The following is a 13426-nucleotide window of genomic DNA, read 5'->3' as shown; positions in this document are numbered from 1 at the left end:
GGGCGCGAGTTCAGTCGAGCAGGCGCTCGCGCAGCCGCTCCCGGATCTCCGGGGTGATGCCGAGCCCCTGTTCCAGATAGGCGTCCACGCCGCCCCAGGTCTCCTCGACCGTGTCGAAGGCCGCCGTCAGATACTCGGCGCGGGCGTCGAAGAGGGGGCTGAGGAGCTCCATCACCTCGGGGGAGTAGGCCGCGGCGGAGGAGCCGCTGCGGCGCACCTTGTAGCGGCGGTGCTTGGCGTTCGACTCCAGGTAGTCGGCGACGATCGCCTCGCGCTCCACGCCCAGGGCGAGCAGCGTCACGGCTATGGAGAGGCCCGCGCGGTCCTTGCCCGCCGCGCAGTGCATCAGCGCCGGGACACTGTCCTCGGCGAGCGCGTGCAGCACCTGGGAGTGCTCGGCGGTGCGCTGGGTGACGATGGCGCGGTACGAGGCGATCATGCGGTTGGCGCCCTTGTCGCCGCCGAGGATCTCGCGCAGCTGGTCGATCTCGCCGTCGCGGACCATCTTCCAGAACTCGGACCCGTCCGCCGGGTCGCTCAGCGGCAGGTTCACATTGCGCACGCCGGGCAGTTCGACGTCGGGGCCCTCCAGCTTCTGGTCCGACGCGTTGCGGAAGTCGAAGATCGTGTGCAGGCCCAGTGAGTCGAGGAACTCGGCGTCCTCGTCGGTCGCGTGCGCGAGATGGCCGCTGCGGAACAGCACACCGTGCCGCACCCGCCGTCCGTCCACCGTCGGAAGCCCGCCCACGTCCCGGAAATTGCGCACTCCGGACAACTCCGGCTCGGTCGACGGAATCTGCTGCGTCACGAGGGCTCCTCCCGCTCGGCCCGACGGCGCGGCTCACCGGCGGGCACCCTGTCGACGATACGACATGCGTACCGCGGCCCGGCAGGCGTCCGAGCGCTGACCTGCGCCTCTCGTGAGGGGCGGATCCCGTGGTCAGGACAGGAACGAGTCGGACGACGAGATCGACGTAACCGCGTTCGAGACGGTGGTCCGGTCGGCACGTGAGCTGCTCCCCGAGCCGGCGGCCCGGGCGTCCCTCGCACCGCTGCGGCATCCCGCCGGGCACAGGGGACGGCTACTGTCTCGCCCGCTCGCGTGCCTCGTCGACGGATCTCCTCTCCTCGGAGGTGAGGAGATCCATGAGCCGCTCGTTGTTGACCCAGTCGTTCAGCAGGGCATGGGAGCCGCCCAGACTGAGCGAGTAGGCCCACATGCTCCGTCCGCGTCGCGTCCCGTTCCATTCCGCCGCCCAGCGGAGCAGGTGATCGATGCGCTGCTCCGGCGTGAACCTCATGACCTGCATGCCCGTCACCTTTCAGTGGTTACGAGAGAGCCGTTTCCTCTTCCGCTTGGTAAACGGGATCAGGAAGGAGGAGGTTCACACCCGGATCAGAATCCGGTGAGCGTCACCTTGCCGATGGCGGCACCGGATTCCAGGACGCGGTGCGCCTCGCGCAGATGGGCGGCGTTGATCGTGCCGAGGTCCCGGGTGGCCGTGGTCCGCAGGCTGCCCGCGTCCACCAGACGGGCGATCTCGCCGAGGATGTGGTGCTGCGCCGCCAGGTCCGGGGTCCGGTACAGGGAGCGGGTGAACATGAGCTCCCAGTGGAAGGAGATGCTCTTCGACTTCAGCAGACCGATCTCCACGGCACCGAAGTCGTCGATGGCGAGCAGCGATCCGAAGGGCTTGAGGATCTCGGCGTACGCGGCGAGGTTCCGGTCCGTACCGGCCGTGCCGAAGATGTGGTCCACGCCGCCGGGCGCCACCTCTGCCACCTGCGCGGGCAGGGGGTGATGGTGGTCGACCACATGTGTCACGCCCATACTCCGGGCGAACTCCACGGTCTCCGGGCGGGAGGCGGTGCCGATCACGGTCAGACCGGTGAGGGCGCGGGCCAGTTGGGACACCATGGCCCCGACCCCGCCCGCCGCCGCCGTCACCAGCAGGGTGCCGGTCTGTTCCGGACTCCGCCGCAGCCCCAGGCGTTCGAACAGGCCCTCCCAGGCGGTGAGCGAGGTCAGCGGCAGTGCCGCGGCGTCGGCGAAGGAGAGCGTGGCGGGCTTGCGGCCGACGATGCGTTCGTCGACGGTGTGGAAGCGGGAGTTGGTGCCCGGCCGGTCGATCGCGCCGGCGTAGAAGACCTCGTCGCCGACCGCGAACAGCTCCACCCGGTCGCCGACCGCGACCACCGTGCCGGCCGCGTCCCAGCCCAGCACCTTGGGCTCGCCGCCCGGGTCGTTGCCCTGGCGGACCTTGTAGTCCACGGGGTTGACCGCGATCGCCTCGACCCGGACCAGCAGATCGTGCGGTCCTGGCTGTGGGACGGGCAGTTCGAGGTCCAGCAGGCTCTCGTCGTCGTCGATCGGCAGGCTCTTGAGGTAGCCGACGGCGGGCATCGACTTCGGGGTCACGCTCATCATGGATCTCCTCGATTCGTGCGGTGGCCGGTGAAGGGCCGCGGCCACGCTCCGAAAGGTATCCATCGGGAGGTAGTAACCATCAAGGGAGCCTACTTCCCAACGGGAAGTATCCAGCTCAGGTTAGGCGGCGTCGGGAAAACGGTCGATGTTCTGCTCCACCCAGGTTCGCAGCTGCGCCAGTGGCGCGCAGGCGTCCAGGCCGAGCGGGGTCAGGCTGTACTCGACGCGCGGCGGCACCTCGGCGTAGATCCGGCGGTCGACGAGACCGTGGTCCTCCAGGCGACGGAGTGTCTGGGTGAGAACCTTGGGGCTCACGCCCTGAAGCCGGGTGCGCAGTGCGCCGAAGCGCTGCGGTCCGTCTTCCAGGGCACCCAGCGCGAGGGCACTCCACTTGTTGGCCAGCAGGTCCAGCATGTCGCGGCAGGGGCAGGCGGCAAGATAGACGCTCTTGGGGTCGTCGCAGAGGCCCGATGTCTTCGTCATCCAGCGATGCTACCCAACGGGTACCAACAACCCCCGTGGGAGATCGCCACTGCGCTGCCCGCCCGGAAGGGCGCCGTCGCTCCGCTCGGCGGTCGTTACGGGGTTCGGCCCGCCCACCCTCTCGGCGGCCGGCGGGACACGGTTGCGGGGGGACCGACCCGGACGCGTGACACGGGTTTCCACGGGTCTGGTCGGCATTTCGTGACGGTCACGATCACGTAGTTCTCGGCGTCTGTGAACGGCCACGATATTCCGCATGGGGAAGTCCATGGCTTCCCCATGCGGATACGAACGCACTTCCGTGGTTTTCCGGTCCTACCGGCGCGGCGGCGCACACTCGGGGTCATCCGACAGATGCAGCCTTGGTCCGTTGGCGTCGGTCAGTAGCCGATGGTGAAGCGGCGTTGGACGAAGCGCGGCAGTTCGACCTCGTCGACAAGGGCGACGGCGGCGTCCTCCATGGAGATACGGCTGCGCCCTTCCGCGTCGAGCACCGGCTGGTCGCCACCTATTCGGAACCGGCCCGTGCGTTCGCCGGGTGCGATGCCCTCGGCGGGGCTGAAGTAGGTCCACAGCCGGTTGGAGGTGCGCAGGACGTTCAGGGCGTCGCGGTGGCCACGCACCGCGGCGGCGTACTCCCTCGGCAGGCCGATCTCGTCGAGGGTTTCGTGCAGGAGTTCGTCGGAGTCGGCCCGTACGACTCCGGGCTCGATCTCCAGGCTGCCCGCACCGCCGATGACGATGAGCCGGGTCCGTGGATGGCTTTCCAGCGCCTTCAGGAGCGCTCGCGCGGCGGTGACGTACACCGTGGGATCGGCGATCGAGCGGACCACGGTGTCGGCGATGTCCCTGGCGGCGTTTCCGGGCTGGAATCCGCTGATCAGTACGTCGAGGCCAGGTATGACGGCGGCGACGGCGTCGGCGTCGAGGACGTCGACGCTCTTCCAGACGACGTTCTTGCGGTCCTCGTCGATCCGCATGGCGTCGCGGCTGAAGGCCGTGACGTGATGCCCCCGGTCGAGGGCTTCGGTGACGACGCGACTGCCGATGCCGCCTGTGGCCCCGATGACTCCGATGTGCATGGCTCTCCCTGGGTAGTTGCTCGTACCGCCGCCTACCTTCACGGCATGCAGTTACTATACGGCGTGAAGTATTAATACGGCACACAGTATTGTGACGCTGTAGAGTGAGTGGTCATGGGAAGCGTGGGAAACACCAAGGGGCGCCGCGAGCGGTTGAGGGCCGAGACGACCACCGAGATCAAGAAGGTTGCGCTGGAGTTGATGGCCTCGGGGGGACCGGACGCGATCACGCTGCGGGCCATCGCGCGCGAGATGGGTATGACGGCCAACGCCATCTACGGCTATTTCCCCACCCGCGACGACCTGGTCACCACGCTGATCAGCAACGTCTACACCTCGCTGGCCGACACCGTGGATGCCGCCTGGGACGCCGCCCCCGCTCAGGATCCGGCCGCCCGGATCCAGGCATGGGCCCGCGCCTTCAGGAACTGGGCAATGGCCAACCCCGAGGGCTTCCGCCTCATCTACGGCGACCCCGTCCCCGGCTACCAGCCGCCCGAGGGCGGCGCCGCTCCGGAAGCCGCCCGCCGCGTCTGCACCGGCATCACCGCGCTCGCAGCCGCGGCCTGGCCGCACGCCAAACTCCGTTACTCGGACAGCGACTTCGAGTGGTCCGACTTCGACCTCGGTCTGTTGGACAAGGTCCGCCCGGCCTTCCCCGACCTGCCCCCGGCCGCCGTGGCCCTTGCCCTGCGTATCTGGAGCCACCTGCACGGCCTGGTGTCACTGGAGATCTACGGCCACCTGCAGACTCAGGCCCTCAGCCCGGAAAAGCTCTTCCGTGAAGAACTGGCCCAGCTCATCCAGTCCTTGGGCATCACACGGCAGAGCTGACTGCCCTGCGCAAGCGCCCCAGCTACAGGACCGCTGACTCGCCTCTGTAGGGCAACCGGGGCATCAATCCCAGAGCATGCGCGCCGCCGCCGGGGGTGCCTCCCCCTGGGGAATTGCAGGATGCTCAAGCCGCCGTCAATGGATAAATACTTGGCCCTCGGCAGCGTCGTGTTTGGCTGCGGGAATGCCCTGGCCATGGGGGTTCTGTCCGCGTTGAAGGACGTGCTGTTCCCGGATGCCGTGGGGATGGTGCTGGACCGGTTGGCCGAGGTGGACGGGGTGGTTGTGGCCGAAGCCCACAGCGTCGTACCGGAGTTGACGTGTCCGGACTGCGCCACCGTCTCGCGCCGGGTGCACAGCCGATACGGACGACGGCTCGCCGAGTACCCGGTCGGCGGGCGCCGCGTGGTGGTGAAGCTGAAGGTCCGACGATTCTTCTGCGACGCCGCCAGCTGCGGACGGCGCACGTTCGTCGAGCAGGTGGAGGGCCTGACCACGCGTTACGCCCGTGCCGGGCCCGGCGTGAAGGCGTTGTGGAAGTCCGTTGCGCTCGCCGCGGGCGGGCGGCCGGGTATGCGGCTGTGCCGCTCGCTGGCTGTGCCCACCGGCCGGGCCCGGCTGCTCGGCCAGCTGCACGCACCCGATGTTCCCGCCCGGAGCCCGCGGGTGCTGGGAGTCGACGACTTTGCCTTCCGCCGCTCGCGTACCTACGGAACCATCCTGGTCAACGTTGAGACCTCCACCCCCATCGACCTGTTGCCCGACCGCACCAGCAAGACGCTTGCCGCCTGGCTCGCCGCACACCCCGGCGCCGAGATCATCTGTCGGTACCGCGACAGCGGCTACAGTCGCGCGATCAAGGAGGCAGCACCGGACGCGACCGAGGTGGCCGACCGCTGGCACATGCTGCAAAACCTGTCCGCTGAGGTCGAGAAGACCTGCCACCAGCACCGCGCCTGCCTGCACAAATACGCCTTGGACGACGTGGACGCACCGGCGTCGCCGACCACGCCGCCCACGGCACTGCTGCCGCTGACGCCGCCGCTCGACAGCATCCCCGCCACCCTGCTCGTGCAGCGGGTGACTTAACGGCATGCGGAGATCCACCGATTACGAGAGGCGACGTGGACGATCAGCGCCATCGCCCGCCGGTTCGGCCTGGACCGCAAGACCGTCCGCCGCTACCTGACCACCGATCTTGAGGTGCTGATCGCCTCGGCCCGCGACCGCCGCCCCCGCCAACTCGACCCCTACCGGCCCTACCTGCAACAACGGTTCGCAGACGGCTGCACCATCGCCGCCCAGCTCTACCGCGAGATCCACGAGCACGGCTACTGCGGCAACCATCAGGCCGTCCGCCTCTACGTCCGCTCGATGCGCGGCGGCACCGCCGCGACCGAGCCTCCCCGTCCCATCCCCACACCACGCAAGATCACCTCGTGGATCATGAGACCGCGCGACGGGCTCAGCCGTGAGGAACAAGACCAGCTCGACGAGGTGCGCATCGCCTGCCCGGACATCGCCACCGTCTGTGACCTGGCCCGCGTCTTCGCCGGCCTGGTCCGCGATCGGCGAGGGCATCTCCTCGCCGACTGGGTCCGCGAGGCCGAGACCAACGGCCCTGGTTCCGTGCGGGGCTTCGCGGGATTCCTCCGCCAGGACTGGGACGCCGTCCTCGCCGGCATGACGCTCGACTACAGCTCCGGAGTCGTCGAAGGGCACGTCAACCGTTTAAGACGATCAAGCGGCAGATGTACGGACGAGGATCCTTCCGGCTCCTCCGCACCCATGTCCTGCTGCGATCGTGACCGTCACGAAATTCCGACCAGACCCGTTTCCACAGATTACGAGTTCTCCACAGGCGTTGCCTCGCAGGTCCCGCACCATTGATGATGTTGGCGCTTGAGTGGACTTGTTCGAATCTGTGAGGGACTTGATGCTGGAGACCGCCGAGAACGGCCGTACGTGGGTACTGTCCGGACCCACGAGCAGTTACGCCGTCCATCTCACCGAGCGCGACGAACTGCTCCATCTCCACTGGGGTCCCCGTATCGCGCTCGCCGACGCCGAGGAACTCGCCGCCCGTCCGCTCCCCGGCGGCTCCTCCTTCGAGTCCCCGCTCGACGGACGCGAGGAGTACCCGGTCGAGGGTGGACCCCGCTTCGTCCGGCCTGCCCTGTCGGTGCGCACGGCCGAGCGGCGCGGCACGGAGTGGACCTTCGACCGCTACGACACCGACGGCGACGAACTGCGGCTCCGCTTCCGCGACGCGGGACTCACGATCACCCTGCACTACCGCACGCGCGGCGACGTCGTGGAGCGCTGGACGGTCCTCGACAACGAGGGGACCGAGACGCTGGAGCTGCTGCGCGCCGACTCCGCCACCTGGACGCTGCCCGACCGGGAGGAGTGGCAGCTGTCGCACGTGCACGGACGCTGGGCCGCCGAGTCACGGCTGGTGCGCTCCCCCCTCACCTACGGTGAGAAGGTCATCGGCAGCCGCCGCGGCCACACCGGACACCAGTACCTCCCCTGGGTCGCCCTCGACACCGACGCGACCGAGGAACGCGGCGAGGTCTACGGCTGCGCCCTCGGCTGGTCGGGGTCCTGGCGGATCGCCGTGGCCCAACTCCCGGACGCGTGCGTGCAGATCACCGGCGGCGCCGGGTACGACGAGTCCGGGCTGCTGAGCCTCGCCGCGGGGGAGTCCTTCACGACACCCCTCTTCGCCGCCCTGTGGAGCGACGCCGGCTTCGGCGGCGCCAGCCGCATCTGGCACGACTACCAGCGGACGCACGTGATCCCGGACGCGGACCAGGACCGCCCGGTGCTCTACAACTCCTGGGAGGCCACCCAGTTCGACATCTCCGAGCAGCAGCAGGAGGTGCTCGCACAGCGTGCCGCGGCGGCCGGTGTCGAGCTGTTCGTGGTCGACGACGGCTGGTTCGGCGCCCGCACCAGCGACCGCGCCGGACTCGGCGACTGGACCCCCAACCCGGACCGCTTCCCCGCCGGCCTCAAGCCCCTCGCCGACCGCGTCCACTCCCTGGGCATGCAGTTCGGCATCTGGGTCGAGCCCGAGATGATCAACCCGGACAGCGACCTGTACCGCGCCCACCCGGACTGGGTGCAGTACCAAGAGGGACGAAAGCGGACGGAGTTCCGCAATCAGCTCGTCCTCAACCTCGCCCGCGAGGACGTCCAGGAGTACCTCTGGGAGCAGCTCGACGGACTCCTCTCCAGCGCCCCCATCGACTACGTGAAGTGGGACTTCAACCGCTGCTTCACCGACGCGGGCTGGCCCGGCGACGCCTATCCGCAGCGCCTCTGGGTCGACCATGTGCGCGCGCTCTACGCCCTGTTGGACCGGCTGCGGGAGGCCCACCCAGGCGTGGCCTTCGAGTCCTGCTCGGGCGGCGGTGGCCGGATCGACCTCGGCATTCTCAGCCGTACCGACCAGGTGTGGACCTCGGACAACACCGACCCGCTCGACCGGCTCGCCATCCAGCACGGCTTCAGCCAGATCCACCCCGCGCGCGTGATGGCCGCCTGGGTCACCGACAGCCCCAACACCCAGCTCAACGACCGGGTCAGCAGTCTGCGCTTCCGGTTCGTCAGCGCCATGGCCGGGGTACTCGGCGTGGGCGGCGACCTCTCCGAGTGGACCGAGGAGGAGCTCGCCGAGGCCCGCGAGTGGATCGCCCTCTACAAGGAGATCCGGCCGCTCGTGCAGCACGGCGACCTCCACCGGCTGCGCCCGCCGACCGGCGGACTGAGCGCCGTGCAGTACACGCGCGGTGACGAGAGCGTCGTCCTCGCCCTGCTCCAGGCGCAGCACTACGGCGAGCCGGTACCGGCGCTCCGGCTGCGTGGGCTCGACCCGACGGCGTCGTACGAATGCCTCGAAACGGGCGAAGTCCACCGGGGTGCCGTCCTGTTGCACCACGGACTGCGGACCGGGCTGCGTGGTGACCTCGATGCGACGGTTCTCCGGCTGCGTCGTATCTGAGCCTTCTGTCCTAATTGCAGCCTTCGTTACAACTCGCTCTGGAATAAGGGAAGCTGAGGGGTTGTACGTGAGCAGCGTCATATCCGTGACCGTACGTCGCTCGTCATGTTCACGTAATTGACATGCTTTTCCAGGGGAATTGAGGTCGAAGTCGGGTGGGAATTCACGGAGGGTGACTGTGAATTCCCACAGGAGATCACAAGAAACCCAAAACCGTGGAACCTCCTGCTTGTCCCTTTGCGTCTTCCTCGCTTACGTTCGCCACCAATCCGGACGGACGCCCAATCCTGCCGCCGACCGGACTCCGCACACACCCACCCGTATGCGGCAGGAGCGGGGGACCCACAGGTAGGACGCCTGTTCCGGTCTCCGGAACGGGCTTGGGGTAAAGCCGCGACCAGCGCGCGGCCGGGCATCTCCAGCCCGCACCCGACAGCTCACCTCGCAGGCGCCGGAGAGGAATTCGTCATGCCCGCGAAGGGTAAGCACCGCCGTCCCAAGTCCCAGCGCCTGAGCCGTTCCATAGCCGTAGCCGGAACCGGCGGCGCCGCGCTCGCCCTTCCGCTCATGGGGGCCACCGGCGCCCATGCCGCCACTTCGACTTCCGCTCCGGAAAAGGCCGTTCAGTCGGTTCCGGCGGCCGAGAAGACGGTGACGGAGAAGGCGGCGACCGCGAAGACCGAGGGCGTGAAGACGTATTCGGTGAAGGCGGGCGACTGGCTCGCGAAGATCGCCGAGGACCAGGACGTCACCGGCGGCTGGAAGAAGATCTACCAGGACAACCGCGAGGCCATCGGCTCCGACCCGTCGCTGATCCACCCGGGCCTGAAGCTCTCGCTCGGCAAGAAGGCCACGACCGGCACGACAAGCACGACCAAGTCGTCCGGTTCGTCCGCCGGTTCGTCCTCTTCGTCCTCCTCCTCGTCGAAGAAGTCGACCGCCACCCAGAGTGCCGACACCACCAGCACCTCCAGCGGCTACACCCTTCCCGTGACCGGCGGCACCATCGGCACCGGCTATCACGTGGCGGGCAGCATGTGGTCCAGCGGTTATCACACGGGCGTCGACTTCGTCGTCCCGACCGGCACCACCGTCAAGGCGGTCGCCGCGGGCACGGTCGTCTCGGCCGCCTACGACGGCGCCTACGGCAACGAGGTCGTCATCCGGCACGCGGACGGCGAGTACTCGCAGTACGCCCACATGTCGCAGCTGTCCGTCTCGGCCGGCCAGACCGTGACCGAGGGCCAGCAGATCGGCCTCTCCGGCGCGACCGGCAACGTCACCGGCCCGCACCTGCACTTCGAGATCCGGACCACGCCGTACTACGGCTCGGACGTGGACCCGGTCGCCTACCTCCGCTCGCACGGCGTCACCGTCGGCTGACGCCGGGGTCGGCCGTAGGGCGGTTCCCGGGGTCAACGTCCCTGGCCAGGGGGTTATTCCGACTTTGGACAACCCTTTACAAGTGGCTTATCTCACCGTCCGTCAACCCCATATTACGATCGCGTAGGTCACACTCCAGGGTGAACTATGGTTGCCGTGGCTAACGATTCGAAGAGTGACAACAGATCAGTGATCGGGTCGTACGTGGCGGTGGGGGACAGCTTCACCGAGGGCGTGGGCGACCCAGGGCCCGACGGGGCGATGGTCGGCTGGGCCGACCGGTTCGCGGTACTGCTCGCGGACCGGCGGCCCGAGGGCGACTTCGAGTACACCAATCTCGCCGTGCGCGGGAAACTGCTCGACCAGATCGTGGCGGACCAGCTCACCCGGGCCAAGGAGATCGGCCCGGACCTGGTCTCCTTCTGCGCGGGCGGCAACGACATCATCCGTCCCGGCACCGACCCGGACGAGGTCGCCGAGCGCTTCGAACGCGCGGTCGCCGACCTCACCTCTGCCGTCGGTACCGTCCTGGTGACGACCGGCTTCGACACCCGCAATGTGCCCGTGCTCAAGCATCTGCGCGGCAAGATCGCCACGTACAACGGACATGTGCGGGCCATCGCCGACCGCTACGGCTGCCCGGTGCTCGACCTGTGGTCCCTCAAGACGATCCAGGACCGCCGGGCCTGGGACGGCGACCGGCTCCACCTCTCTCCCGAGGGGCACACGCGCGTGGCGCTGCGCGCCGGCCAGGTCCTCGGCGTCGAGGTCCCGGCCGACCCGGACCAGCCCTGGCCGCCGCTGCCTCCGCGCGGCACGCTCGACATCCGCCGCGACGACGTGCACTGGGCGCGCGAGTACCTGGTGCCGTGGATCGGCCGCCGACTGCGCGGCGAGTCCTCCGGCGACCACGTGGAGGCCAAGGGCGCGCTGTCGCCCGACGACATCAAGATGCGGATCGATTGGGTGGCCTGACGGGGCGGGAGGCCGAGGGAGGGCCGGCGCAGGTGGCCGGTGAGGTGGCCGCGCGGGAGTGGTGAAGGCGGACGGACCCGTGGGTCCGCGCGCGGCCGCTCTGCCGGACGAGGGGATCCGGCCCTCGCCGTGGTGTTCGCACGCGCGCGTGGCCGCCCTGTCGCCCCGACTCGCCGCCGTGCTCGCCGTGCGCTCCCCGCCGTCCACGAACGGGACCGCACGTCTGCGGAGGATCGACTCAGGACGCGGTCAACGCCGCCCGCTCCAGACCCAGTTCCCGCGCGAGCGCCTCGTCGACCCACTCCAGGGCCCGCGTCCGCGACACAGTGCCCCCGTACGCCGTCATCTGTACGGCCAGGCCGTCCAGGAGGGCCGTGAGGCGCAGGGCCGTGGCGTTCGGGTCCGCGCAGTGGAACTCGCCGGCGATCACTCCCTCGGCGACGACCTCCGCGAGCGCCCGCTTCCACTGCCGGTCGAGATCGCGCGTCACCTCCAGCAGCGCGGGTTCGCGCAGCGCCGCCGCCCAGCCCTCGATCCACAGCCGCCAGCCCTTGGCCTGCCCGGTCGGCGCGTACCAGCGCACCGCCGCCCGCAGCCGGCGCAGCGCGGTCGTCCGGCGGCCGAGCAGCTTGCGCAGATGCGCGAGATCGTCCTCGGCGGCATACGTGAACGCGGCGGCGACCAGCTTCTCCTTGGTCGAGAAGTGATAGAGCACCAGCGCGTTGCTCACCCCGAGCGCCGAGGCCACGTCGGCGATCCTGACCGCCGCCACACCCCGCGCCTCGATCTGCTCCACGGCGGCCCGCAGCAACTCCGCCCGCCGCTCCGCCACACCCAACCGCACTCTCGCCACCCGGCCACCCTATTCCGTGGCACGCGAAGCCGTGGCTCCCCGCCTCACCGGTACCAGCCGAACCGCTCCGCGATGACCGGCAGCCGGTCGGCGACGATGGCGTGCGCGGCGGCGCGCGGTGTCGTGCCGTCGTCCTCCGCGCGGGCCAGCATCAGCTCGATCAGGGCGCGCATCGAACGCCGGGTGTGGGCGAACGCCTCGTCCGCGTCCGCACCGATGTCGCCGAACAGGGTCCACCACCACCAGGCGTTCGTCCCGGAGTTCACGACCACGTCCGGCAGTACGACGACCCCGCGCGCGGAGAGCAGTTCCTCCGCCTCCGGAAGGACGGGCATGTTGGCCGCCTCGACGATCCAGCGGGCGGTGACCGCCCCCTGGTTCGCGGTGTCGACCGCGTACGACACCGCCGCCGGAACCAGCACCTCCGCCTCGACGGACAGCCAGTCCCCGCCCGGGAGTTCACGGTCGCCGGGACGCAGCACGGACCGGTCCACGGTGCCGTACGCGTCCCGCGCCGCGAGCAGCGCGTCCACGTCGAGCCCGGCCGGGTTCACGATCGTCCCCTTGACGTCGGCGACGGCCACGATCGTCAGCCCCGCGCGCGCGAGGAACCGTGCCGTGGCCCCGCCCATGGTGCCCAGCCCCTGCACGGCGACCCGCGTCCCCGCGTACGGCACACCCGCCCGGTCCAGCGCCGCGAGCACCGACTCGGCGACCCCGCAGCCGCCCACCAGCTCGTCGAGACCGATCCCGTCGACCTCGACCGCGAACGCGTCAGCGAGCCGCCGCCGCGCCGCGGCCTCGTCGTCGAGCAGCGGATACACGGCCTGGATCGACGACACGAGCCCCGCCTCCGCGGCGGCCCGGTCCACCAGGTCCTGGCTGAGCCCGAGGTCCTCACCCGTCGTCCAGAAACTCTCGACGTACGGCCGCATGGCCCGCAGATAGCGGACAAGGAGGCCGTACGACACCGGGTCCTGGGGGTCGCAGTCGATGCCGCCCTTGGCGCCGCCCAGGGGGATGTATCGGCCCTCGGGGTTGTAGTGCAGCGCCTCTTTCATGGTCATGCCGCGGGCGAGGCCCGCCACCTCGTCGAGGGTGCAGCCCGGCCGCATCCGCAGTCCGCCGCTGGACACCCCGCGCACCAGCCGGTCGACGACCAGGAAGCCCTGGCGGCCGGTGACGTGGTCGGTCCAGGTGAGGGACATCAAGGGGGCGGTCATACGGACTCCTCGCGGCGACGGCCGACAGGGCAGGTGCTGAAGCGCGTACCGGACGGCGGGTACTGAACGGCGAGTCAGTATGGGAAGTGGGGCCGGGTCCTGTCAACGGAAGATCGAATTCCACCCCGCGGCGTCAACCACGGGCGCGGAACTTTG

Annotated in this window: 13 protein-coding genes and 1 riboswitch; of the genes, 6 read left to right on the top strand and 7 right to left on the bottom strand. The window is 69.5% G+C overall.

Annotated features, from left to right (window positions below; genetic code table 11):
* Positions 1 to 10: 10 nt before the first annotated feature.
* The 5 genes from ACQHII_RS07095 to ACQHII_RS07075 all read right to left on the bottom strand — a co-directional run bounded on the left by ACQHII_RS07095 (position 11) and on the right by ACQHII_RS07075 (position 3993).
* A complete protein-coding gene (locus tag ACQHII_RS07095; RefSeq protein WP_427918434.1) occupies positions 11 to 808 on the bottom strand; it encodes a tyrosine-protein phosphatase in 798 nt (265 codons plus the stop codon).
* A 274-nt stretch (positions 809 to 1082) separates the two neighbouring features.
* Entirely contained in the window at positions 1083 to 1310 is a 228-nt protein-coding gene (locus tag ACQHII_RS07090; protein WP_427918433.1) for a hypothetical protein, read from the bottom strand.
* Between the two features lie 86 nt (positions 1311 to 1396).
* A complete protein-coding gene (locus tag ACQHII_RS07085) occupies positions 1397 to 2425 on the bottom strand; it encodes a zinc-binding alcohol dehydrogenase family protein (protein WP_427918432.1) in 1029 nt (342 codons plus the stop codon).
* Between the two features lie 123 nt (positions 2426 to 2548).
* Entirely contained in the window at positions 2549 to 2842 is a 294-nt protein-coding gene (locus ACQHII_RS07080) for a winged helix-turn-helix transcriptional regulator (RefSeq protein ID WP_427925245.1), read from the bottom strand.
* A 449-nt stretch (positions 2843 to 3291) separates the two neighbouring features.
* Entirely contained in the window at positions 3292 to 3993 is a 702-nt protein-coding gene (locus ACQHII_RS07075; protein ID WP_427918431.1) for an NAD(P)-dependent oxidoreductase, read from the bottom strand.
* 114 nt (positions 3994 to 4107) lie between these two features.
* Between ACQHII_RS07075 and ACQHII_RS07070 the strand changes: the two genes are divergently transcribed.
* The 6 genes from ACQHII_RS07070 to ACQHII_RS07045 all read left to right on the top strand — a co-directional run bounded on the left by ACQHII_RS07070 (position 4108) and on the right by ACQHII_RS07045 (position 11194).
* Positions 4108 to 4827 carry a TetR/AcrR family transcriptional regulator gene (locus tag ACQHII_RS07070; RefSeq protein ID WP_427918430.1) on the top strand — a complete coding sequence of 240 codons (720 nt, stop codon included), beginning with the start codon at positions 4108 to 4110 and terminating at the stop codon, positions 4825 to 4827.
* A 120-nt stretch (positions 4828 to 4947) separates the two neighbouring features.
* On the top strand, positions 4948 to 5916 hold the full coding sequence (locus ACQHII_RS07065) for an ISL3 family transposase (RefSeq protein WP_427918429.1): 969 nt from the start codon (positions 4948 to 4950) through the stop codon (positions 5914 to 5916).
* 114 nt (positions 5917 to 6030) lie between these two features.
* The gene (locus ACQHII_RS07060; RefSeq protein WP_427918428.1) at positions 6031 to 6717 is read left to right on the top strand and encodes a hypothetical protein; all 687 of its coding nucleotides are present in this window, start codon (positions 6031 to 6033) and stop codon (positions 6715 to 6717) included.
* Positions 6718 to 6763: 46 nt separating this feature from the next.
* Positions 6764 to 8836, top strand: a complete 2073-nt coding sequence (locus ACQHII_RS07055) for an alpha-galactosidase (protein WP_427918427.1) — start codon at positions 6764 to 6766, stop codon at positions 8834 to 8836.
* A gap of 301 nt (positions 8837 to 9137) precedes the next feature.
* Positions 9138 to 9300: riboswitch (cyclic di-AMP (ydaO/yuaA leader) on the top strand.
* 4 nt (positions 9301 to 9304) lie between these two features.
* Positions 9305 to 10219: a M23 family metallopeptidase gene (locus ACQHII_RS07050; RefSeq protein WP_427918426.1), complete on the top strand. Its 915-nt coding sequence runs from the start codon at positions 9305 to 9307 to the stop codon at positions 10217 to 10219.
* Between the two features lie 189 nt (positions 10220 to 10408).
* Positions 10409 to 11194 (top strand): SGNH/GDSL hydrolase family protein, encoded by a 786-nt coding sequence (locus tag ACQHII_RS07045; RefSeq protein ID WP_427918425.1) that lies wholly within the window; start codon positions 10409 to 10411, stop codon positions 11192 to 11194.
* Between the two features lie 238 nt (positions 11195 to 11432).
* Here the strand turns inward: ACQHII_RS07045 and ACQHII_RS07040 are convergent, their stop codons facing one another.
* Together ACQHII_RS07040 and ACQHII_RS07035 are read right to left on the bottom strand one after the other, a co-directional pair.
* On the bottom strand, positions 11433 to 12047 hold the full coding sequence (locus ACQHII_RS07040; protein ID WP_427918424.1) for a TetR/AcrR family transcriptional regulator: 615 nt from the start codon (positions 12045 to 12047) through the stop codon (positions 11433 to 11435).
* Between the two features lie 44 nt (positions 12048 to 12091).
* The gene (locus ACQHII_RS07035; RefSeq protein WP_427918423.1) at positions 12092 to 13270 is read right to left on the bottom strand and encodes a Glu/Leu/Phe/Val dehydrogenase dimerization domain-containing protein; all 1179 of its coding nucleotides are present in this window, start codon (positions 13268 to 13270) and stop codon (positions 12092 to 12094) included.
* Positions 13271 to 13426: the final 156 nt, after the last annotated feature.

The sequence above is a fragment of the Streptomyces sp. cg40 genome, assembly GCF_050320165.1.
Classification (GTDB): Bacteria; Actinomycetota; Actinomycetes; order Streptomycetales; family Streptomycetaceae; genus Streptomyces; species Streptomyces hokutonensis.
Note: the sequence above shows the minus strand (reverse complement) of the source record. Positions and strands in the feature narration are given on the sequence as shown.

Coding starts and splice junctions, on each gene's coding strand:
- ACQHII_RS07070 (WP_427918430.1), top strand. CDS start 4,108: ATGGGAAGCGTGGGAAACACCAAGGGGCGCCGCGAGCGGTTGAGGGCC.
- ACQHII_RS07065 (WP_427918429.1), top strand. CDS start 4,948: ATGCTCAAGCCGCCGTCAATGGATAAATACTTGGCCCTCGGCAGCGTC.
- ACQHII_RS07075 (WP_427918431.1), bottom strand. CDS start 3,993: ATGCACATCGGAGTCATCGGGGCCACAGGCGGCATCGGCAGTCGCGTC.
- ACQHII_RS07080 (WP_427925245.1), bottom strand. CDS start 2,842: ATGCTGGACCTGCTGGCCAACAAGTGGAGTGCCCTCGCGCTGGGTGCC.
- ACQHII_RS07055 (WP_427918427.1), top strand. CDS start 6,764: ATGCTGGAGACCGCCGAGAACGGCCGTACGTGGGTACTGTCCGGACCC.
- ACQHII_RS07035 (WP_427918423.1), bottom strand. CDS start 13,270: ATGACCGCCCCCTTGATGTCCCTCACCTGGACCGACCACGTCACCGGC.
- ACQHII_RS07050 (WP_427918426.1), top strand. CDS start 9,305: ATGCCCGCGAAGGGTAAGCACCGCCGTCCCAAGTCCCAGCGCCTGAGC.
- ACQHII_RS07090 (WP_427918433.1), bottom strand. CDS start 1,310: ATGCAGGTCATGAGGTTCACGCCGGAGCAGCGCATCGATCACCTGCTC.
- ACQHII_RS07085 (WP_427918432.1), bottom strand. CDS start 2,425: ATGAGCGTGACCCCGAAGTCGATGCCCGCCGTCGGCTACCTCAAGAGC.